22 protein-coding genes and 1 tRNA gene are annotated in these 19,388 nt (G+C 69.6%); 8 read left to right on the forward strand and 15 right to left on the reverse strand.

All coding sequences use genetic code 11. The annotated features are described in order from the left end of the window. Positions 1 to 239 precede the first annotated feature (239 nt). The 3 genes from chvE to mmsB all read left to right on the forward strand — a co-directional run bounded on the left by chvE (position 240) and on the right by mmsB (position 4,263). Complete coding sequence (chvE, locus tag ACPEEZ_RS11080; RefSeq protein WP_423918771.1) at positions 240 to 1,367, forward strand: multiple monosaccharide ABC transporter substrate-binding protein; 1,128 nt, start codon at positions 240 to 242, stop codon at positions 1,365 to 1,367. A 111-nt stretch (positions 1,368 to 1,478) separates the two neighbouring features. Continuing rightward, entirely contained in the window at positions 1,479 to 3,008 is a 1,530-nt protein-coding gene (gene mmsA, locus ACPEEZ_RS11085) for a multiple monosaccharide ABC transporter ATP-binding protein (RefSeq protein ID WP_423924255.1), read from the forward strand. Then, positions 2,995 to 4,263 carry a multiple monosaccharide ABC transporter permease gene (gene mmsB, locus ACPEEZ_RS11090; RefSeq protein ID WP_423918773.1) on the forward strand — a complete coding sequence of 423 codons (1,269 nt, stop codon included), beginning with the start codon at positions 2,995 to 2,997 and terminating at the stop codon, positions 4,261 to 4,263. The genes mmsA and mmsB overlap by 14 nt, the downstream gene beginning before the upstream one ends. A 103-nt stretch (positions 4,264 to 4,366) precedes the next feature. Here mmsB and ACPEEZ_RS11095 read toward each other — a convergent pair whose 3' ends face one another. Then, positions 4,367 to 4,981 (reverse strand): Pr6Pr family membrane protein, encoded by a 615-nt coding sequence (locus tag ACPEEZ_RS11095; RefSeq protein WP_423918775.1) that lies wholly within the window; start codon positions 4,979 to 4,981, stop codon positions 4,367 to 4,369. 154 nt (positions 4,982 to 5,135) lie between these two features. Here ACPEEZ_RS11095 and ACPEEZ_RS11100 point away from each other — a divergent pair, with 154 nt between their 5' ends. After that, positions 5,136 to 6,101: an NADP-dependent oxidoreductase gene (locus ACPEEZ_RS11100; RefSeq protein WP_423918778.1), complete on the forward strand. Its 966-nt coding sequence runs from the start codon at positions 5,136 to 5,138 to the stop codon at positions 6,099 to 6,101. 34 nt (positions 6,102 to 6,135) lie between these two features. On the opposite strand, the gene ACPEEZ_RS11105 is transcribed toward ACPEEZ_RS11100, so the two are convergent. The 6 genes from ACPEEZ_RS11105 to ACPEEZ_RS11130 all read right to left on the reverse strand — a co-directional run bounded on the left by ACPEEZ_RS11105 (position 6,136) and on the right by ACPEEZ_RS11130 (position 9,743). Beyond that, complete coding sequence (locus ACPEEZ_RS11105; protein ID WP_423918780.1) at positions 6,136 to 6,672, reverse strand: N-acetyltransferase family protein; 537 nt, start codon at positions 6,670 to 6,672, stop codon at positions 6,136 to 6,138. Between the two features lie 185 nt (positions 6,673 to 6,857). Further along, complete coding sequence (gene rplA, locus ACPEEZ_RS11110; RefSeq protein ID WP_423918783.1) at positions 6,858 to 7,547, reverse strand: 50S ribosomal protein L1; 690 nt, start codon at positions 7,545 to 7,547, stop codon at positions 6,858 to 6,860. A 79-nt stretch (positions 7,548 to 7,626) separates the two neighbouring features. Beyond that, positions 7,627 to 8,058: a 50S ribosomal protein L11 gene (gene rplK / locus ACPEEZ_RS11115; protein WP_423918785.1), complete on the reverse strand. Its 432-nt coding sequence runs from the start codon at positions 8,056 to 8,058 to the stop codon at positions 7,627 to 7,629. A gap of 103 nt (positions 8,059 to 8,161) precedes the next feature. Then, complete coding sequence (gene nusG, locus ACPEEZ_RS11120; protein ID WP_423918788.1) at positions 8,162 to 9,220, reverse strand: transcription termination/antitermination protein NusG; 1,059 nt, start codon at positions 9,218 to 9,220, stop codon at positions 8,162 to 8,164. A gap of 78 nt (positions 9,221 to 9,298) precedes the next feature. Then, on the reverse strand, positions 9,299 to 9,580 hold the full coding sequence (secE, locus tag ACPEEZ_RS11125) for a preprotein translocase subunit SecE (RefSeq protein WP_423918791.1): 282 nt from the start codon (positions 9,578 to 9,580) through the stop codon (positions 9,299 to 9,301). A 90-nt stretch (positions 9,581 to 9,670) separates the two neighbouring features. Then, positions 9,671 to 9,743: transfer RNA gene (locus tag ACPEEZ_RS11130), tRNA-Trp, on the reverse strand. Positions 9,744 to 9,906: 163 nt separating this feature from the next. On the opposite strand from ACPEEZ_RS11130, the gene ACPEEZ_RS11135 reads away from it, so the two are divergent. Further along, entirely contained in the window at positions 9,907 to 11,118 is a 1,212-nt protein-coding gene (locus ACPEEZ_RS11135; RefSeq protein WP_423924257.1) for a pyridoxal phosphate-dependent aminotransferase, read from the forward strand. A gap of 38 nt (positions 11,119 to 11,156) precedes the next feature. Here ACPEEZ_RS11135 and ACPEEZ_RS11140 read toward each other — a convergent pair whose 3' ends face one another. The 7 genes from ACPEEZ_RS11140 to ACPEEZ_RS11170 all read right to left on the reverse strand — a co-directional run bounded on the left by ACPEEZ_RS11140 (position 11,157) and on the right by ACPEEZ_RS11170 (position 16,965). Further along, on the reverse strand, positions 11,157 to 11,819 hold the full coding sequence (locus tag ACPEEZ_RS11140; protein ID WP_423918794.1) for a response regulator: 663 nt from the start codon (positions 11,817 to 11,819) through the stop codon (positions 11,157 to 11,159). Then, on the reverse strand, positions 11,816 to 13,138 hold the full coding sequence (locus ACPEEZ_RS11145; protein ID WP_423918797.1) for a sensor histidine kinase: 1,323 nt from the start codon (positions 13,136 to 13,138) through the stop codon (positions 11,816 to 11,818). Before ACPEEZ_RS11145 ends, ACPEEZ_RS11140 begins: the two co-directional genes overlap by 4 nt. Next, positions 13,135 to 13,947 carry an ABC transporter permease gene (locus ACPEEZ_RS11150; RefSeq protein WP_423918800.1) on the reverse strand — a complete coding sequence of 271 codons (813 nt, stop codon included), beginning with the start codon at positions 13,945 to 13,947 and terminating at the stop codon, positions 13,135 to 13,137. Before ACPEEZ_RS11150 ends, ACPEEZ_RS11145 begins: the two co-directional genes overlap by 4 nt. Continuing rightward, on the reverse strand, positions 13,944 to 14,867 hold the full coding sequence (locus tag ACPEEZ_RS11155) for an ABC transporter ATP-binding protein (RefSeq protein WP_423918802.1): 924 nt from the start codon (positions 14,865 to 14,867) through the stop codon (positions 13,944 to 13,946). Before ACPEEZ_RS11155 ends, ACPEEZ_RS11150 begins: the two co-directional genes overlap by 4 nt. Before the next feature lie 129 nt (positions 14,868 to 14,996). Further along, positions 14,997 to 16,091 (reverse strand): UDP-N-acetylmuramate dehydrogenase, encoded by a 1,095-nt coding sequence (locus ACPEEZ_RS11160; RefSeq protein ID WP_423918805.1) that lies wholly within the window; start codon positions 16,089 to 16,091, stop codon positions 14,997 to 14,999. Next, positions 16,088 to 16,519 (reverse strand): MaoC family dehydratase, encoded by a 432-nt coding sequence (locus ACPEEZ_RS11165; RefSeq protein WP_423918807.1) that lies wholly within the window; start codon positions 16,517 to 16,519, stop codon positions 16,088 to 16,090. The genes ACPEEZ_RS11160 and ACPEEZ_RS11165 overlap by 4 nt, the downstream gene beginning before the upstream one ends. Further along, entirely contained in the window at positions 16,516 to 16,965 is a 450-nt protein-coding gene (locus tag ACPEEZ_RS11170; protein WP_423918809.1) for an FAS1-like dehydratase domain-containing protein, read from the reverse strand. The genes ACPEEZ_RS11165 and ACPEEZ_RS11170 overlap by 4 nt, the downstream gene beginning before the upstream one ends. Before the next feature lie 157 nt (positions 16,966 to 17,122). Here ACPEEZ_RS11170 and ACPEEZ_RS11175 point away from each other — a divergent pair, with 157 nt between their 5' ends. The 3 genes from ACPEEZ_RS11175 to ACPEEZ_RS11185 all read left to right on the forward strand — a co-directional run bounded on the left by ACPEEZ_RS11175 (position 17,123) and on the right by ACPEEZ_RS11185 (position 18,630). Then, complete coding sequence (locus ACPEEZ_RS11175) at positions 17,123 to 17,425, forward strand: DUF3072 domain-containing protein (RefSeq protein ID WP_423924259.1); 303 nt, start codon at positions 17,123 to 17,125, stop codon at positions 17,423 to 17,425. 99 nt (positions 17,426 to 17,524) lie between these two features. Continuing rightward, the gene (locus ACPEEZ_RS11180; protein WP_423918812.1) at positions 17,525 to 18,400 is read left to right on the forward strand and encodes a UbiA family prenyltransferase; all 876 of its coding nucleotides are present in this window, start codon (positions 17,525 to 17,527) and stop codon (positions 18,398 to 18,400) included. Then, a complete protein-coding gene (locus tag ACPEEZ_RS11185; RefSeq protein WP_423918815.1) occupies positions 18,400 to 18,630 on the forward strand; it encodes a GNAT family N-acetyltransferase in 231 nt (76 codons plus the stop codon). Before ACPEEZ_RS11180 ends, ACPEEZ_RS11185 begins: the two co-directional genes overlap by 1 nt. 77 nt (positions 18,631 to 18,707) lie before the next feature. Here ACPEEZ_RS11185 and ACPEEZ_RS11190 read toward each other — a convergent pair whose 3' ends face one another. After that, positions 18,708 to 19,286, reverse strand: a complete 579-nt coding sequence (locus tag ACPEEZ_RS11190; RefSeq protein ID WP_423918818.1) for a hypothetical protein — start codon at positions 19,284 to 19,286, stop codon at positions 18,708 to 18,710. Positions 19,287 to 19,388 lie beyond the last annotated feature (102 nt).

The following is a 19,388-nucleotide window of genomic DNA, read 5'->3' on the forward strand; positions in this document are numbered from 1 at the left end:
CCGTGAGCCCCTCCCCCGCGACGGCCTCCACGCCGTCGCACCCGCCGCGCCCGACCCCGTTCGAGACCCCCGTGATCTCTCGACCCGGCTCGCGCCTCCGCCCGAACCGTGCTCACCCAGCACACCGTCGCGGCCCCCCCCAACTCGCACCATCTGCCGCATCACCGCAGCATCCCTGTAACAATCACATCCGTCATCGACGACGTCGTCGAGGTGACACGGACACAGAAGGAACCACAGTGAAGACACGCAAACTGCTCGTCGGCATCGCAGCCGTCGGCCTGGCATTCTCCCTCGCCGCCTGCTCCGGCGGAGGCCGTGGCGCCACCGGCAGCGGCGGCGACTCGGGCGGCGACAACAAGGGCGCCCTGGTCGGCGTGGCCATGCCCACGAAGGTCTCCGAGCGCTGGATCAAGGACGGCGACGCCGTCAAGAAGGCGCTGGAGGACAAGGGCTACAAGGTCGACCTCGAGTACGGCGACAACAAGATCCCGACGCAGGTCCAGCAGATCAGCAACATGATCACCAAGGGCGCCAAGGTCCTGATCATCGCGTCGATCGACGGCGGCTCGCTGAGCGACCAGCTCGACTCGGCCGCCAAGGCCGGCATCAAGGTCATCTCGTACGACCGCCTGCTCACCGGCAACAAGAACGTCGACTACTACGTCTCGTTCGACAACGAGAAGGTCGGCGTCGACCAGGCGACCAGCCTGCTCACGGGCCTCGGCGTGATCGACTCGTCGGGCAAGAAGGTCGACGGAGTCGCCAAGAAGACCATCGAGCTCTTCGCCGGCAGCCCCGACGACAACAACGCCACGTTCTTCTTCAACGGCGCGATGGAGACCCTCAAGCCCTTCATCGACGACGGCACCATCACGGTCGGCTCGGGTCAGACCGAGTTCACGCAGGTCGCCACGCAGCAGTGGGACCCCGCGACCGCCAAGGCGCGCATGCAGAACCTGATCGCGTCGACCTACTCGAACGGGACCAAGCTGGACGGCGTCCTGTCGCCCTACGACGGCATCTCGATCGGTATCATCTCGGCCCTCCAGGGTGCCGGCTACTCCAGCGACGCCCTGCCGATCATCACCGGCCAGGACGCCGAGGCCGCCTCGGTCAAGTCGATCATCGAGGGCCAGCAGTACTCGACGATCTACAAGGACACGCGTCAGCTCGCCGACCAGTCCGTCGTGATGGCCGATGACCTGCTCACCGGCAAGACCCCCGAGACGAACGACGACAAGACCTACAACAACAAGGTCAAGGTCGTGCCGACGTTCCTCTTCCAGCCGACCGTCGTCACCAAGGACAACTACAAGAAGGTCCTGATCGACAGCGGTTACTACACCGAGGCCGACCTCAAGTAGTCCCCTGAGAACGCGAGGAGGCGCGGGTCACCCGGCCCGCGCCTCCTCGCCTCCCAGCACCACCCATCCGACACACGGAAGAAGGAACACGTGGCGAACACGATCCTCGAGATGCGGAACATCACCAAGACGTTCCCCGGCGTCAAGGCGCTCCAAGAGGTCTCGCTGGAGGTCGAACGCGGCCAGGTCCACGCGATCTGCGGCGAGAACGGCGCCGGCAAGTCGACGCTGATGAAGGTGCTCTCGGGCGTCTACCCGCACGGCAGCTTCGACGGAGAGATCCTGCTCGACGGCCAGCCCGTCGAGTTCAAGAACATCAACGACTCCGAGGCCGCCGGCGTCGTCATCATCCACCAGGAGCTGGCGCTCAGCCCCTTCCTCTCGATCGCCGAGAACATCTTCCTCGGCAACGAGCAGGCCAAGAACGGCTTCATCGACTGGAACAAGACCAACCTCGACGCCGCCGGCCTCCTGGCCCGCGTCGGGCTCCGGGACAACCCGATCACCAAGGTCGTCGACATCGGCGTCGGCAAGCAGCAGCTGGTCGAGATCGCGAAGGCGCTCTCGAAGCGCGTGAAGCTGCTCATCCTCGACGAGCCCACCGCCGCCCTCAACGACGACGACTCCGCGCACCTGCTCGACCTGATCAAGAGCCTGCAGGGTCAGGGCATCACGTCGATCATCATCAGCCACAAGCTGAACGAGATCAAGGCGATCGCCGACAAGGTCACGATCATCCGTGACGGCAAGACGATCGAGACCCTCGACATGCACGCCGACGAGGTGACGGAGGACCGCATCATCAAGGGCATGGTCGGTCGCGACCTCGAGAGCCGCTACCCGGCCCACACGTCGACCATCGGCGAGGAGCTGCTGCGCATCGAGGACTGGACCGTCCACCACCCCCTGGACGCCTCGCGCGAGATCATCCACCAGGCCAACATCGCCGTGAAAGCCGGCGAGATCGTCGGCATCGCGGGCCTGATGGGCGCCGGCCGCACCGAGCTCGCGATGAGCGTCTTCGGCAAGAGCTACGGCACCGGCATCTCGGGGACGGTCTACAAGCGGGGCCAGAAGGTCGACACCTCGACCGTCAGCAAGGCCATCGCCGCCGGCATCGCCTACGCCACCGAGGACCGCAAGAAGTACGGCCTCAACCTGATCGACGACATCACCCGCAACGTGTCCGGCTCCGCCCTCGGCAAGCTGGCGAACTGGGGGTTCGTCAACCGGTCGGAAGAGAGCACCGTCGCCGAACGGTTCCGCCGCAGCATGAACATCAAGGCGCCCACCGTGGCGGCCGTGACGGGCAAGCTGTCGGGCGGCAACCAGCAGAAGGTCGTGCTGTCGAAGTGGATGTACGCCGACCCCGACGTGCTCATCCTCGACGAGCCCACCCGCGGCATCGACGTCGGCGCGAAGTACGAGATCTACACGATCATCAACCAGCTCGCCGACGCCGGCAAGGGCGTCATCGTGATCTCGTCCGAGCTGCCCGAGCTGCTCGGCATCTGCGACCGCATCTACACGCTGTCGGAGGGGACGATCACAGCCGACGTCCCGATCGCCGAGGCGACCCCCGAATTCCTCCTGAAGTACATGACCCTCGAACGAGAGAGCCCCGTCAATGAGCGCGCCTAGCCCCACCCAGGCCACCGACCCGAAGCCCACGGGCGGGTCGCCCACCTCCCGTCAGCCGCAGTCCGGCTCCGGCGGCAACCCCCTCACGAGTGCGGTCTCGTACCTCGGCGGGCAGCTGCGTCAGATCGGCCTGTTCATCGCGCTGATCGTGATCGTGCTGTTCTTCCAGATCACGACGAACGGCATCACGCTGGCGCCGATCAACGTGTCGAACCTGGTCGTCCAGAACAGCTACATCCTCATCCTGGCGATCGGCATGGTCATGGTGATCATCGCCGGCCACATCGATCTCTCCGTCGGGTCGATCGTCGCCTTCACGGGTGCGATGGCCGGTGTCATGATCACGCAGTGGGGCCTCCCCTGGCCCCTCGCCGTCGTGCTCTGCCTCGTGCTCGGCGCCCTCGTCGGCGCCTGGCAGGGGTTCTGGATCGCGTACTTCGGCATCCCGGCGTTCATCGTCACGCTGGCGGGCATGCTCGCCTTCCGTGGCGCCGCCCAGATCGCGCTGCAGAGCACGCAGATCTCGTCGTTCCCCCAGGGGTTCCGCGACATCGGCTCGGGCTTCCTGCCCGCGTTCGGCTCGACCGGCTACGAGCCGCTCACGCTGATCCTCGGTGCCGTCGCCTCGGTCGCACTGATCGGCACCGGCCTCCGCGGTCGTGCCACGCGTCGCAAGTACCAGCTCGAGGACGAGCCGTTCCTGTGGTTCATCATCAAGCTCGTCTTCACCGTCGCGCTCGTCATGTACGTCGGGTTCCTGCTCGCCAGCTACAGCGGCACCCCGATCGTGCTCGTCATCCTGGCCGTGCTCGTCGTCGTGTACTCGACGGTCATGAAGAACTCGGTCTTCGGCCGTCACGTCTACGCGATCGGCGGCAACGTGCACGCCGCCGAGCTGTCGGGTGTGAAGACGAAGCGCGTGACCTTCCTGCTGTTCGTCAACATGGGCGTCATCGCCGCCCTCGCGGGTGTCGTCTTCACCGCCCAGCTGAACCTGGCGGCGTCCAGCGCCGGCACCGGCTTCGAGCTCGACGCCATCGCGGCCGTGTTCATCGGTGGTGCGGCCGTCACCGGCGGCATCGGCACGGTCACCGGCGCGATCATCGGTGGTCTGATCATCGGAATCCTGAACAACGGACTGTCCATCCTCGGTGTCGGCACCGAGTACCAGTCCCTGATCAAGGGTCTCGTGCTGCTGGCCGCGGTCGCGTTCGACGTCTTCAACAAGCGTCGCGCCGCCTCCGCGAAGAAGTAGCCCGCGCCTCCTTCTCGCGCTACGCCGAAGCCCCGCCTGACCGTTCGGTCGGGCGGGGCTTCGTCGTGCGCGGCGGGGCCGTCGACGAGCCGAGGAGGCGCGGTCAGGGTCGCAGGACCCGGTACCGACTCAGCCAGATCACCAGGGCGCTCATGAGCGCGATGAACGTCGCGATGCCGATGCAGTACAGCGTGACGACGCCGTAGCCGATGGCCGGATCGAGGAAGGGATAGGGCACGAAGCCGTCGGTGGCCCCGCGGATCAGGATGACGATCAGCCACACGATGGGATAGACCAGGAAGAGCCCGAGGCGCTTCCAGAGGATGCGGGTGCGATCGCCGAACAGCACCCAGTCGAGCACGCCGTAGATCGGGATCACCTTGTGCAGCACGTCGTTGGCCCAGGGCAGGTCGAACGAGTTGTCCATCGACGCGTTGGCGAGCAACGTGTTGTAGACGATGCCCGTCGTCGCGATATACGTGACGGTCGCACCTCGGAAGAGCACGAGCAGCGGCCCCTGCGTCCGACCCGACATCGTCGTCACGGCCGAGACCACGAATGCGACCGCGAGCAGCAGGTTGCTCTGGATCGTGAAGTAGCCGAAGAAGTTGAACGGGTTGAAGATGCCGCTCTGGAGCGAGACTTCCAGCTGGCCGATGACGGCGACGACGATGGCGATGGCCGCGGCCAGTCGGACGATGGCGAACACTCTGCTCATTCGGGCAGCGTAGCGGGCGGGCACCCCGTCGGCCCGAGCGGCCGCGCGGCCCGCGAAACACGGCCGCCTCGAACTCTTTTCGCGACAGTGACACCTCGGAAACACGGCGGACTCATCGCACCCCTTTACTGGCAGAGGAAGACAGGGGAGGCCGATGGCGACCAACACCATGAGAGCGATGGTCATCGAGCGCACGGGAGCGCCGAGCGAGTTCGTCGAGGCGGCGGTGCCCTACCCCGAACGGGTGGACGCCGAGGTGCTCGTCCGCGTCATGGCGGCCGGGGTGAACCGCATCGACTCGGAGGCACGGGCGGGGCGCGGAGACAGCGGCGGCATCCCCTCGTTCCCGGCCGTGCTCGGCCACGACTTCAGCGGGGTGGTGGTCGAGAGCCCGTATGCGGCGCACCCGCTCCGCCCGGGCGATGCCGTCTACGGCATGGCCCCGTCACCGCGCGGAGCGGGCAGCTACGCCGAGTTCGTCTCGGTGCCCGCGCTGAACGTCGCGCGCAAACCCGCGTCGCTCTCGCATGTCGAGGCGGCCGGCGTGCCCGTGGCCGCCTTGACGGCCTGGGGCATGACCGTCGACGTCGGCAAGGCGCACGAGGGGCAGCGCATGCTGATCCACGCGGGTGCCGGAGGCGTCGGTCACCTGGCCGTGCAGTTCGCGTCGTACTTCGGGGCGCACGTCATCGCGACGGGATCGCACCGCAACAGCGGCTGGTTGCGAGAGCTCGGCGCCGCCGAGGTCGTCGACTACTGCAGCGCCGACTTCGAACGGACGGTGCGCGACGTCGACGTCGTCGTCAACCTCGTCGACGACGTCGAGGTGGCCGCGCGATCGTTCGGCGTGCTGCGGCCCAGCGGCATGGTCGTGCACGCACCGGCCGCGTCGTGGCCGGCCGTGTCGGCGAGGGCCGTGGCGAGCGGTGTCCGCGCCACGGGCTACGCGGTGACACCCGATGCGGCGACCCTGGCGGTGATCGCGCGGCTGCTCGACTCCGGGGACGTCCGGGTCTACATCGACGACGTCTACGACCTCGGTGAGGCCGCCGACGCCCACGCCCGCCTCGAGCAACGGCACACCCGGGGCAAGCTGGTGCTGCGGGTCACGGACGAGTGACGGGCGGGCGGACGGCGCGCCCAGGGAGTGCGTGTCAGCGGAGGGTGCGCTCCCGCACGTGGTCGTCGTGGACCTGGTCGCCGACCACGAACCGCTTCGCGCCGACCACCCCGAAGCCGTTCTTCTCGTAGAACCTGTTGGCCCGCTCGTTGTACCGGTTGACGCCGAGCCACACCGTGGCCGCGCCCGTGTCGGCGGCCGCCTCCAGGGTCGCCGTCATCAGTGTCGCTGCGGCACCGGTGCCGTGCGTGTCGGACACGAGGTAGAACTTGCTGAGCTCGATCGTCGGACGTGCCGTGACGACGGTGGCGACGTCGGCCTCCGACGGATCACCGCCGACGAGCATGCTGTAGCCGACGATCGCCCCGGCGTCGTCGACGATCACCGTCACGACGCGGGCGTCGTCGGCCAGGTACTCGACGAACCGCTCCTCGGACAGGACCGTGGTGACGAAGCGGGCGATGTCGGCGAGCTCCGTGCCGGGAGGGCACGCGAGCGGGAACGTCAGAGCCGCCACCTCGCTCAGCTCGGAGGCGTCGGAGGCGGTGGCGGGGCGGCTGGTGACGGTCACCTGCCCATGCTGCCGTATCCGCGCCTCCTCGTGTCCCTCGTCGCCCCCTCCCAATCGATGTGTCACGTCGGGGTGATGTGGAGGCGCGACATCGGTCGGTAGCGACACGTCGTTGGCAAGGGGGGGGCGGGGACGACGAAGGGCCGCCCCGCGCGATGCGGGACGGCCCTTCGGTGACGCGATGCTTAGAACGCGTTGATGTCGAGGGGGATGCCAGGACCGAACGTGGTCGAGAGCGTGCCCTTCGTGATGTAGCGGCCCTTCGACGAGCTCGGCTTGAGGCGGACGACCTCGTCGAGCGCGGCGTCGAGGTTCGTGTTGAGCTGCTCCTCGGTGAAGCCGGCCTTGCCGATGACGAAGTGGACGTTCGCGTGCTTGTCGACACGGAACTCGATCTTTCCGCCCTTGATGTCGTTCACGGCCTGAGCGACGTTCGGGGTGACGGTGCCGGTCTTCGGGTTGGGCATGAGGCCGCGGGGGCCGAGCACCTTACCGAGACGACCGACCTTGCCCATGAGCTCGGGCGTCGAGACGGCCGAGTCGAACGCGGTGTAGCCGCCGGCGACCTTCTCGATGAGCTCGTCGCCACCGACCTCGTCGGCGCCGGCTGCGATGGCGGCCTCGGCCGCGGCACCCGTTGCGAAGACGATGACGCGGGCGGTCTTGCCCGTGCCGTGCGGGAGGATGACGGTGCCGCGCACCATCTGGTCCGCCTTGCGGGGGTCGACGCCGAGCTTCAGCGCGACCTCGACGGTCGAGTCGAACTTCTTCGAACCGGTCTCGCGAGCGACGGCGACAGCCTCGCTCGTGCTGTAGAACTTGCCTGCTTCGATCTTCTCGGCAGCGGCGCGGTACGCCTTGGACTTCTGAGCCATGTGAAATCTCCTGATTTCGAGGACGTGGTTACGAGCCTGGCCGGCTCTCCCACTGGATGTCGTTGGGGTGGTACGAGGGTTACGCGTCGACCGTGATGCCCATGGAGCGGGCGGTACCGGCGATGATCTTCGCCGCAGCGTCGATGTCGTTGGCGTTGAGGTCGGCCTGCTTGGTCTGGGCGATCTCGCGAACCTGGTCCATGGTCAGCTTGCCGACCTTGGTGGTGTGGGGCGTACCGGAACCCTTGGCGACACCGGCTGCCTTCTTGATGAGCTCGGCGGCCGGCGGGGTCTTCAGGATGAACGTGAACGAACGGTCTTCGTAGACGGTGATCTCGACGGGGACGACGTTGCCGCGCTGCGACTCGGTCGCGGCGTTGTAGGCCTTGCAGAACTCCATGATGTTCACGCCGTGCTGACCCAGGGCCGGGCCGATGGGCGGGGCGGGGTTCGCGGCGCCGGCGTTGATCTGAAGCTTGATCAGACCCGTGACCTTCTTTTTCGGTGCCATTGTTCTTTCCTTCTTCTGGTGGTCGAGTGGGCTGCGGTCGCAGTCCGCTCTCCCGGTGGCCCGCGGGTGCGGACTCCGGTGATCTAAAAACTGGGGGGGTGGGTTAGAGCTTCGTGACCTGGTCGAAGCTGAGCTCGACCGGCGTCTCGCGCTCGAACAGCGAGACGAGCACCGTGAGCTTGCCGCTCTCGGGCTTGATCTCGTTGATCGTACCGGGAAGACCGGCGAACGACCCCTCTTTGATCGTGATCGTCTCGCCGATCTCGAAGTCGACCTCGGCGGGGATGACGCGCTGGGGGGCCTTGCCACCCTTGGCGCCGCCCTTGCTGGCAGCCGGAGCGGTGTCGACCTGGACGAGGCTCTTCAGCATGTTGAAGGCCTCCTCGAAGCGGAGCGGCGTCGGGTTGTGGGCGTTGCCCACGAAGCCGGTGACACCCGGGGTGTGACGGACGACGGACCAGCTGTCTTCGTTGAGATCCATGCGGACCAGCACGTAGCCGGGGATGCGCACGCGCGTGACCAGCTTGCGCTGGCCGTTCTTGATCTCGACGACGTCCTCCATCGGGACCTCGACCTGGTAGATGTAGTCCTCCATGGTCATCGAGATCATGCGGTTCTCGATGTTCTGCTTCACGCGGCGCTCGAAGCCCGCGTAGGAGTGGATGACGTACCACTTGCCGGGCTTGCCGCGCAGGTCGTAACGGAAGGCCTCGTACGGGTCGACCTCGGCCGGCTCGTCGTCGTCGTCACCATCGGCGTCGACACCATCGGTCTCGGCGGCCTCGGTCTCGGCGATGACGGCATCCGCGGCGACGGCGTCGCCCTCGGCGGCGAGCGTCTCGGCCTCGGTGTCGGCCTCGTCTTCGGTGGCTTCGACGGCGGCCTCGGCCTCGTCGGCACTGTCGATGTCGAGGGCGTCGTCGACGATGGCGTCGGCCTCGGGGTCGCGGGACTCGCCGAGAGCCTGGAGCAGACCGTCGAGGTCGCTCGTGTCGTCGGTGCCCTCTTCGCCCTCGTCGACGATGGTCAGGGCGTCGTGCTCGGCCGACTCGACCGACTCGATGTCGGCGGCCAGCGTGTCGCCCTCTTGCGCCTCGTCCTCTTCGGAGGACTGCTCCGCAGCCGTGGCGAGGTCGATGTCGTCGCGCTCGTTGTCAGGCACAGGTTCTACTTCCATTCAGAGTGACCGGCCGAGTTGCTCGGCGATCGTTCGGGTGTGTGGCGATCGGGTGGGAGTCGGTCAGTTGCCGGTGGGCCCGTTGCCGAAGACGTAGCCCACGGCGGTGCCGAAGGCCAGGTCGAGCAACGAGACCAACGCCATCATGACGACGACGAAGACCAGGACCACGCCCGTGTAGCTGATGAGCTCTTTGCGGGTCGGGGTGACGACCTTCTTCAGCTCGTTGATCACCTGTCGGATGAACAGGGCGATGCGGGCGAAGGGGCTGCGACGCGCTGCGCCGTCCTTCTTCGCCTTCTCGACGACGTCCTCACTGGGGACGTCAACGTCTTTACTCGCCACTGTCTCGACTACCTTCCAAGCAAGGCCCCCGGGTCTCGTGAGAGACCGTGGGACTGTGTCCGAATTCGTGTGACTACACGAACCGGGCTGCAGGGCGGACAGGACTCGAACCTGCAACCTGCGGTTTTGGAGACCGCTGCTCTACCAATTGAGCCACCGCCCTTCGGGGCGAACACACAAGCCACCACCCGACATGGTTGATCAGGAGTGCCGCGACAGGGCGCGAAGAAGCTTGGCGGATTCGACCACCTCGTCCAGTGTAGGCGACGGCGCGAGCCGCTGTAAAGCTGAGCCGACCGCAGCGCGCCGGGAGCCGCTGGCCTAGGCTGGCACCCGTGACTTCGACAGCCCGCCGTCTCTCGTCCCGCATCGCCGCCATCGCCGAGTCCGCCACGCTCAAGGTGGACGCCAAGGCCAAGGCCCTCCAGGCCGACGGCCGACCCGTCATCAGCTACGCGGCGGGCGAGCCGAACTTCGTCACGCCCGAGCACATCGTGACCGCCGCGGCCGAGGCCACCCACGACCCGCGAAACCACCGCTACACGCCGGCGTCCGGTCTGCCCGAGCTGCGCGAGGCGATCGCCGAGAAGACCCTGCGGGACAGCGGCACGCGCGTGCAGGCGTCGCAGGTGATCGTGACCAACGGTGGCAAGCAGGCCGTCTACCAGTCGTTCGCGAGCCTCCTCGACGACGGCGACGAGGTGCTGCTGCCCGCGCCGTACTGGACGACCTACCCCGAGGCGATCAAGCTGGCGGGCGGCGTGCCCGTCGAGGTCTTCGCCGGCGCCGACCAGGGCTACCGCGTCACGGTCGACCAGCTCGAGGCCGCCCGCACGCCGCGCACCAAGGTCCTGCTGTTCTGCTCGCCGTCGAACCCGACCGGCGCCGTCTACCCGGCCGCCGAGGTCGAGGCCATCGGCCGCTGGGCCGTCGAGCACGGCGTCTGGGTCATCAGCGACGAGATCTACCAGAACCTCACCTACGACGGCGTGCGCGCCGTCTCGATCACCGAGGCCGTGCCCGAGGTCGCCGACCAGACCATCCTCGTCAACGGCGTCGCCAAGACCTACGCCATGACCGGCTGGCGTGTGGGCTGGATGATCGGCCCGGCCGATGTCATCAAGGGCGCCGCGAACCTGCAGTCGCACCTCAGCAGCAACGTCTCGAACATCTCGCAACGCGCCGCGCTGGCCGCCCTCACCGGTTCTCAGGACGACGTCGAGACGATGCGCCAGGCCTTCGACACCCGCCGCCGCACCATCGTGCGCGAGCTGAACGCGATCGAGGGCGTCACCTGCCCGATGCCCGAGGGCGCGTTCTACGTGTACCCCGACGTGACGGGTCTCCTCGGTCGCGAGTGGGGCGGCGTCACGCCGACCACGTCGCTCGAACTCGCCGATCTCATCCTCGAGCAGGCCGAGGTCGCGACCGTGCCCGGCGAGGCGTTCGGCCCGAGCGGCTACCTGCGCCTGTCGTATGCGCTCGGCGACGACGCCCTGCTGGAGGGCGTCCAGCGCCTCCAGCGCCTGTTCGCCTAGCGGCGCGTCACTCGCCTAGCGGCGCGTCACGAACCGGGTCACGAGCCTGACCCCGACTGCGACCGCGGCAGGTACCCGCGTTCGAGGGCGAGCGTCACCGCGCGCGTCCGATCGGTGACCGACAGCTTCTCGAAGACGTGCGACAGGTGCGTCTTCACCGTCGCCTCGCCGACGTAGAGGCGGCGCCCGATCTCGGCGTTCGTGAGCCCCTCGGCCACGAGCCCGAGCACCTCGGTCTCGCGCGGGCTGAGCGGCGAGACCGGTGCGGTGTCGGCCTGGCGCCTCGCCCGACCGACGAGCAGCGCGGCCATCGACGGAGCGAGGGCGATCTGTCCCGCGACGACCGAGCGCAGCCCCGCGAGCAGCTCGTCCTGCGGCGCGGCCTTGAGCAGATACCCGCTGGCCCCCACCTCGATCGCCCGCAGGATGCTCTCGTCCGACTCGTAGGTCGTCAGCACGACGACGCGGGTCGACGGTCGGGCCTCGAGGATGCGCTGGGTCGCCTCGACCCCGTCGAGACCGGGCATGCGCAGATCCATGATGACGAGGTCGGGCGCGAGCCGGGCGGCGAGTGCGACGGCCTCGACGCCGTCCGCCGCCTCCCCCACGACGTCGAAGTCGCCCTCGGCGTCGAGCAGCGCCGCGACCCCGTGCCGCACGATCGGGTGATCGTCCGCGACGAGGGTGCGCCAGGCGGTCATGCGGCCACCCCGAGCGGCAGCGACGCGGAGACGGTCGTGCCGTGCCGTCCGCTGGTCACGTCGACGTGTCCGCCCGCGAGGGCGAAGCGTTCGCGCAGCCCGTCCAGGCCGAAGCCGGGCACGACCGCGGCCGGGTCGAATCCCGAGCCGTCGTCGGCCACGACCAGTCGCACGTCGCCCGCGTCGGTCGAGAGCGAGAGCCGGGCACGCGGTGACCCGCTGTGCTTGCGGATGTTGGCCAGCGCCTCCTGGGCGCAGCGCACGAGCGCGACCTGGTGGTCGCGCGGCACGTCGACGTCGAGACGCACGTCGACCTCGACGGCGATGCCGCTCTCGCGGGCGAAGCGGTCGCCGAGTCGACGCAGTGTCGTCTCGAGGTCGGCGGCGCCGAGACCCGAGGAGGCGCGGGCCGCGACGAGCGTGCGGCTCTCGGTGAGCGCCTCCCGGGCTGCGTCCTCGATCACCTCGAGTCGTTCGAGGGCGTCGTCGACCCGGCCCGCCGCGAGCGCGGTGCGCGTCTGCTGCGTGAGCAGGACGAGACCGGTGAGGCTCTGCGCGATCGTGTCGTGGATCTCGCGGGCCAGGCGCTCGCGCTCGGCCGCGGTGCCGCGCTCCCGGTTCTGGGCGGCGAGGGCGTCCTGGGCGTCGCGGAGCTCGTCGAGCAATCGGCCGCGTTCGGAGCCGGCCCGCGCGATGCTCGAGATCCAGAGACCCAGGGCGATGCTGAACACGAGCGAGAGCGACTCGCTCATCACCGCGGTCATCAGGCCGCCCGTCGACCAGCCGAAGGTCACGCCGAAGCCGAGGGCCACGGCGATGCAGAGGGCGATGTTCGCCACGACGGCCGTGCGGACGGACGGCAGCACCGTCCAGAGGATCGGCATCGCAAAGGCCTGCATCGTCGCCAGGTCGGGGCCGGCCGCCACGGCGAACCCGCCGATCAGAACGATGACCACGGCCGACGCGATGCCGCCGGGTGTCGAGTCCGACGCGTTGCGACGGATGGTCGGACGGATCAGCACGACCCAGGCGACGAGCAGGGCCGCGACCGCGACCGCTCCCCCGAGCGTGTCGACGCTGCTCGACACGGCCGTCAGGACACCGAGCACGACGATCGTGACGAGGCAGCCGACGTCCCACCAGCGCATCGAGATCGCGTCGCCCGAGCGGGCCCGCCACCGCGCCTCCTCGTCCGTTCGCTGCACGTCGACCATGCTCGACACCGTAGCGCCGCGCGGCACGGTCAGGCGGCCCGGCACGGTCGGGCCGCCCGGCACGGTCGGGCCGCCCGGCACGGTCGCGCCGCCCGGCACGGTCACGCGTCCTTGCGAATCCACCGGAACGTCAGCCGCGACGCGACGAGCCCCGCGACCAGCCAGACGCCGAGCCAGAGCGCGACCCCCGGGTGGTCCCAGCTCGCCCCGGCCTCGGCGGTTTGGAACCCGTCGGGCAGGAACACGCTGCGCATGCCCTGCGCGAGCCACTTCAGTGGGAACACGCTCGCGACGTTCTGCAGCCACACCGGCAGCTGCGTGAACGGCAGGTACACGCCCGAGATGAACTGCAGCACGAGGGTGATCGGCACGATCACGGCCGTCGCGCTCTTGCCCGTGCGCGGCACCCGGGCCAGGGCGATGCCGATGAGGGCGGAGGCGCCGATCCCGAGCAGGTACACCCAGGCGAACGTCAGCCAGCGCCCGGCGTCGGTGGGCAGCTCCACCCCGAACAGCACCCGTGCCACGACCAGCAGGAGCACGACCTGCAACAGGCTGGTGACGACGACCTGGCCGATCTTGCCGACGAAGTACGACAGCACCGGGAGCGGCGTCCCGGCGAGACGTTTGAGCGTGCCGTCGCTGCGCTCCATCGCGATGTCGACCGCGAGGTTCTGCACACCCGAGAGCAGCAGCCCGGCCGCGATCATGCCCGGCAGGTAGAACGTGGCCGCGTCGACGCCGCCGGAACCATCCGGCCGCGCCCCGAACGGCCCGGAGGCGCTGAAGGCGGTCGAGAAGATCGCCAGCATGACGACGGGGAAGAGGAACGTGAAGAACACGGTGTCGCCGGCCCTGAAATAGCCCCGCACCTCGTAGCGCAGCCTGCTCAGGCCGAGCGTCATCGTCCTCATGCGCGCGCCTCCTTCCGAACCGACCGGCCGGAGGCACGGTGCGGGTCGTCCGCGGGCGTCGCGTGGGCGACGAGGTCGAGATACACGTCCTCCAGGGTGGGGCGGATGACCTGGAGCCCCTCGGGCTCGCCGGCGTCACCGCCTGCAAGGCGCTCCGCGACGAGGCGCGACACGAGGCCTGCGGGCTCGCTCGTGCGGACGTCGTGCCGTCCGCGGGTGTCCGTCCAGGTCACCCGCGGGGTCCGTGCCTCGTCGCCGCCGATCTCGTCGGGCGCCCCCGAGGCGATGAGGCGGCCGCCGGCGATGACGGCGACGCGGTCGCTCAGCTGCGCCGCCTCGTCGAGGTAGTGCGTGGTGAGCAGGATGCTCGTGCCCTCGGCCGAGAGCGACCGGATGAGATCCCAGAACTGGCGCCGCGCCTCCGGGTCGAAGCCGGTGGTCGGCTCGTCGAGGAACAGCAGCTCGGGGCGGCCGACGATCGCGAGGGCCACGTCGACGCGACGGCGTTGGCCGCCGGACAGCGACTTGATCCGTGCTCCCGCCTTCTCCTCGAGGCCGACGGCGGCGATCACCTCGTCGACCGGCTTCGCCTGCGGGTAGAAGCCGGCGAAGTGGGCGATCTGCTCGCGGACCGTCGCGGTGCCCGACTCCCCCGTCGACTGCAGCACGATGCCGAGACGGGACTTCCAGTCGAGCCCACCGCGTTCGGGGTCGACGCCGAGCACGGCGACGTCGCCACCCGTGCGGTCCCGATAGCCCTCGAGGATCTCGATGGTGGTGGACTTACCGGCCCCGTTCGGGCCGAGCAGCGCGAACGTCTCGCCCGCCTCGATGTCGAACGAGACGCCGTCGACCGCGGCCGACGATCCGTACGACTTGCGCAGGTCGCGCACGCGCACGACCGGGGTGGAATCTGTCATGTGCCCAGCGTGACGCCGCGGGGGCACGGGCACCAGGGCGGGTCGGCCTACCCGGCATCCCCCGATCGGTGGATGCCGACCCCGCGGGGTGCGCGACGCGCTCGGGCGCTCGGGCGCTCGGGCGCTCGGCTAGAGCTCGAGGCCGAGCAGGACCGGCTCCGGGTGCAGGACGACGCCGAAGCGCGCCGCCACCGTGCTCTGCACGTATCGGGCCAGTTCGGCCACGTCGGTCGCCGTCGCCGTGCCCCGGTTCGTCAGCGCGAGCGTGTGCTTCGACGAGATCGCGGCACCCGAGCCGGGCAGCCGGAACCCACGACCGACCCCGGCGTGCTCGATCAGCCACGCGGCGCTCAGCTTGACGTCGCCGGTGCGCGGTGGGGGCGGCGGCGCGGGCTCCTCGCCGAGGGGCACGACGCGGTCCTCGGGCTCGGGCTCGATCGGCCAGCGCGGTGCCTCCGACGGCAGCTCGGCCGCGGTCGCCCGCGACACGATCGGGTTCGTGAAGAACGATCCGGCCGAGACGGAGTCCTGGTCGTCCGGGTCGAGCACCATGCCCTTGGACGCCCGGAGGCGCAGGACGCTGGCACGCACGTCGGCCACCGAGACCCGATCGCCGACCTGGACGCCGAGTGCGCCGGCCAACTGGGGGTACGCGACCTGGTCGCTCGTGCCTCCGGCGTCCGTCAGCGCGAACTCGACGGCCGTGACGACACCGCGGCGACCCTTCTTGAACACGCTCGTGCGATAGCCGAGCTCGAGATTCGCGGCCGGGATGCGCACGAAGTCGCCCGTCTCGTCGTCGAGGAAGTCGACGGCGACGAGCGTGGACGCGACCTCTTGGCCGTAGGCGCCGATGTTCTGGATCGGGGACGCGCCCGTCGAGCCGGGGATGCCACTCAGGGCCTCGAGCCCCGACCAGCCCTGGGCGACGGTGTGGGCGACGAGGTCGTCCCACGGTTCGCCCGCGGCGACCCGCAGGCGGACGCGACCCTGCTCGTCGTCGGGCAGGCGCTCGACCCCGCGCGTCGCGACGCGGATCACGGTGCCCTCGAACGGCTCGTCGCCGGCGAGCGTGTTGGAGCCGCCACCGAGCACGAACCAGGGCTCGTCTCCGGCCATCGCCTCTCGGGCGGCGGCCAGCAACTCGTCGGTCGTCGCGGCCTCGACGAGGCGCGCGGGCTCCCCGCCGACCCGCAGCGTCGTCAGCTCGGCGAACGAGGTCACGGCAGCGTCACGCGCACCTGGGCCTTGCCGAGCACGGTCTGCCCGGCGAACGTCACGGTCAGGTCGATGCGAGCGGTGCCGGCCTCGGCGTCCACCTGACCCACCTTCGCGACGACGGTGATCTCGGCGCCGTCGGCCGGGTCGACGACCACGGGCCGCGTGAAGCGCACCTGGTAGTCGCTCACCCAGCCGGGACGCGTGCCGGGCTCGGCCGACGACTCGAGCCACTCGACGACGGGCTGCACCGCGGTGCCCATGGTCAGCATGCCGTGCGCGAGCACACCGGGAAGACCGACCGACGACGCGATGTCGTCGCGGTAGTGGATGGGGTTGAAGTCCCCGGAGGCGCCGGCATAGCGCACGAGGGAGTTGCGCGTCAGCGGGTACGACCGTTCGGCCACGACCTGGCCGGTCTCGAGCGCGATCATGCGTCGTCCCCTCTCACCACGAGTGTCGACACGGCCGTGACGACGTGCTCGCCCTGTGCGTCGGCCATGCTGCTGGACGCGGTCACCATCGCGTTGCCGCCGAGCGTCTTGACACCGGTCACCGTGAGCGTCGCCGTGAGCTCGTCGCCGGCGACGATCGGCCGCGTGTACGAGAAGCGCTGCTCGCCGTGCACGACACGGGAGAAGTCGATGCCGGCGTCGGGCTCGGCCAGCAGCTGCGCGAGCGTGGCCTCTTGCACGACGACCGGGAAGGTGGGAGGCGCGACGACGTCGGCATAGCCGGCCGCGCGAGCCGCGTCGACGTCGGAGGACAGGGCGCTGGTCGACATCGTCGCCCGCGCGAACTCACGCACCTTCTCACGACCGACCAGGTAGGGGGCCGTCGGTGCGAAGACACGGCCCTCGATCTCGGGGTTCACAGACACGGCGACGAGTCTAACCGGGGCGGTGTCCGGGGCGGGGTCCTGTGCGCGCCGGGGTATGCGGTGCGGGTCGGGGTACGGGGTGCTCGCTCGCTGGGCGTCGATGTCGGAGGCGCGGCGTAGCGTCACCGACATGAGCGACCAGAACATCGACCCCGACATCACGCCCGTCGACCCCGCCGCCGCCGAGGCGGACGAGGCCTCGACCGGAGCCGTCTCCTCCGACGACTCCGCCGCCTCGGGCGGCGAGACGCTCGGCGGCGAGCGCCCCGACCCCGCCAACACCGCGTCGAAGGACCCGGAGGAGTGGGTGACCGGCGACGAGCCGATCACCGGCCCGCAGAAGAGCTACCTCGACACGCTGGCCCGCGAGGCCGGTGAAGAGCTGCCCGCCGACATGACCAAGGCCGAGGCGAGCGAGCACATCGACCGCCTGCAGCAGAAGACCGGTCGCGGCGCCTGATTCTCACCGTCCACCGGCGGGGCCTCGGCCTCGCCGGGCGGACGTGCGTGCTCCGCGCTCCGTCCGGGTGATGGTGTGCTGCCGCGCTAGTCTCCGGACATGACGACGACCCGGGGCCCGCTGGCCCGAGTGCGCCGGCTGTTGGCCGCGTCGCATCCCGGCCCCACGGTCGCGGTGACCGTCCTCGCCGGAATCCTCGCCGCAGCACTCCAGTTCTCGCCCGAGAGACTCGCCGTCGTGATGGTCGCCGTCCTGGCGGGGCAGTTGTCGATCGGCTGGTCGAACGACTGGCTCGACGCGGCACGCGACCGTGAGGTCGGCCGGTCCGACAAGCCGGTGGCCCAGGGGCTCGTCTCCGTGGCCGAGGTGCGGCGGGCTGCCCTCGTCTCCGTCGTCATCGCCGTCGCCGTGTCGTTCGCGCTGGGTCTCGGTGCTGGGCTCGCACACACCATCCTGGTCGCGTCGGGGTGGGCCTACAACGTCTGGCTGAAACGCACGCCCGCCTCGGTCGTGCCCTTCCTCGTCAGCTTCGGGCTGCTCCCCGCCGTCGTGACGCTCGCGTCGCCCGAACCCGCGGCGCCGGCCTGGTGGGCCGTGACCGTGGGGGCGGTGTTCGGCGTGGCCATCCACTTCACGAACGTGTTGCCCGATCTCGACGACGACGCCGCCACCGGGGTCGTGGGCTTGCCGCATCGCCTCGGGCGCCGCGCCTCCGGATTGGTCGCCTTCGTCGCGTTGGCCGTCGCGGCGTCACTCGTCGCGATCGGTCAACTCACCGACCCCGCGGGGCTGTCGCCACTGCGAATCGCCATCGCTCTCGGCGGTGCCGTCGTGACGATCGGCATCGCGGTGCTCGGAGCCCGGCGTGTGCTGACGCGGGCACCCGATCGCGGGTTGTTCCGGCTGATCATCGTCGCGGGGTTGGTCGTGACCGTGCAGCTCGCGTTCGCGGGGACGACGCTCGTCGCCGCCTGATGCGGGAGGCTCGACCGGCCACGTTGCCCGGGCACCAGGGGCAGGGCATCGGAGGCGCCATCCTCGATGCGCTCCTCTCGCACATCGCCGACGATGCCCCGGCCGGTGCGTACGTCGCTCTGACGGCGGACCCACCGGGGCGACGCCTCTACGAGCAGCGCGGATTCGTCGACGTCGCGCCCGAGCGGACGGGGATGCACCTCGTCCTGCCCGGTGCGGGTGAGCGCTAGGCCGTCTGCCGACCGGGCCGGTCTGTTCTCGGGCCGTGTGCAGCGGTGGAGTTCTACCGCCCCGAGGTCGGTATCGCTTAGTCCTGGGTCAGCTCGAGGTAGCTCGTCGTGATCGAAGACCCGTCGGCGAGGTGCAGCTCGAACGTCGCCCCGAGCGAGTCGGTATCGGCGAAATCGTCGCCCTGCCAGGAGGCGAGGAACCACCCCGCCTGAACGGTGACGTCGATCTTCTCTCCGGCGTCCGTCGTGATGGTGACGCTCGTCACATCGGGGCCGGCTCGACCGCCGACCGAGGCGATGCCTCCGGGACCTTCGTCGCCGACGTGCTGGACGGTGAGGAGCTCCAGCCCGTCCGACGGCAGCACGTCTCGCAAGGGTGCACTCGACCAGTTGAGGTCGGGGTCGCTCCCGTCGAAGGACGCCCCGGTATAGACGGTGCCGTCACGGGTGCCGAGGATGAAGCGAGTCGTCCCCGTCGTCGAGACGGCCACGATGCGCATGCCGGCCCGCGTCGTGTTTCCGACCCGGAGCGCCACGGTCTGCCCGCTGGGCACCTCCTGCACGGTCGCCTCCCGAGGACCGACGTGCCGGATCGCGGGGACGACGACGATGCCGACGACGAGCACCGCCGCGGTCACGGGGATAGCCACGAGCATGCGCACCCTCGGTCGCCAGGACAGCCGGCGTCGGGAGGGCGCGAGACCCGCGATCCGTCGCTCGACGGTGCGGAGGTGAGCTTCTCGACGCTCGTCAGGCAG

Origin of the sequence: Frigoribacterium sp. 2-23 (assembly GCF_049601585.1) — a bacterium.
In the GTDB taxonomy this organism is placed as follows: Bacteria; Actinomycetota; Actinomycetes; order Actinomycetales; family Microbacteriaceae; genus Frigoribacterium.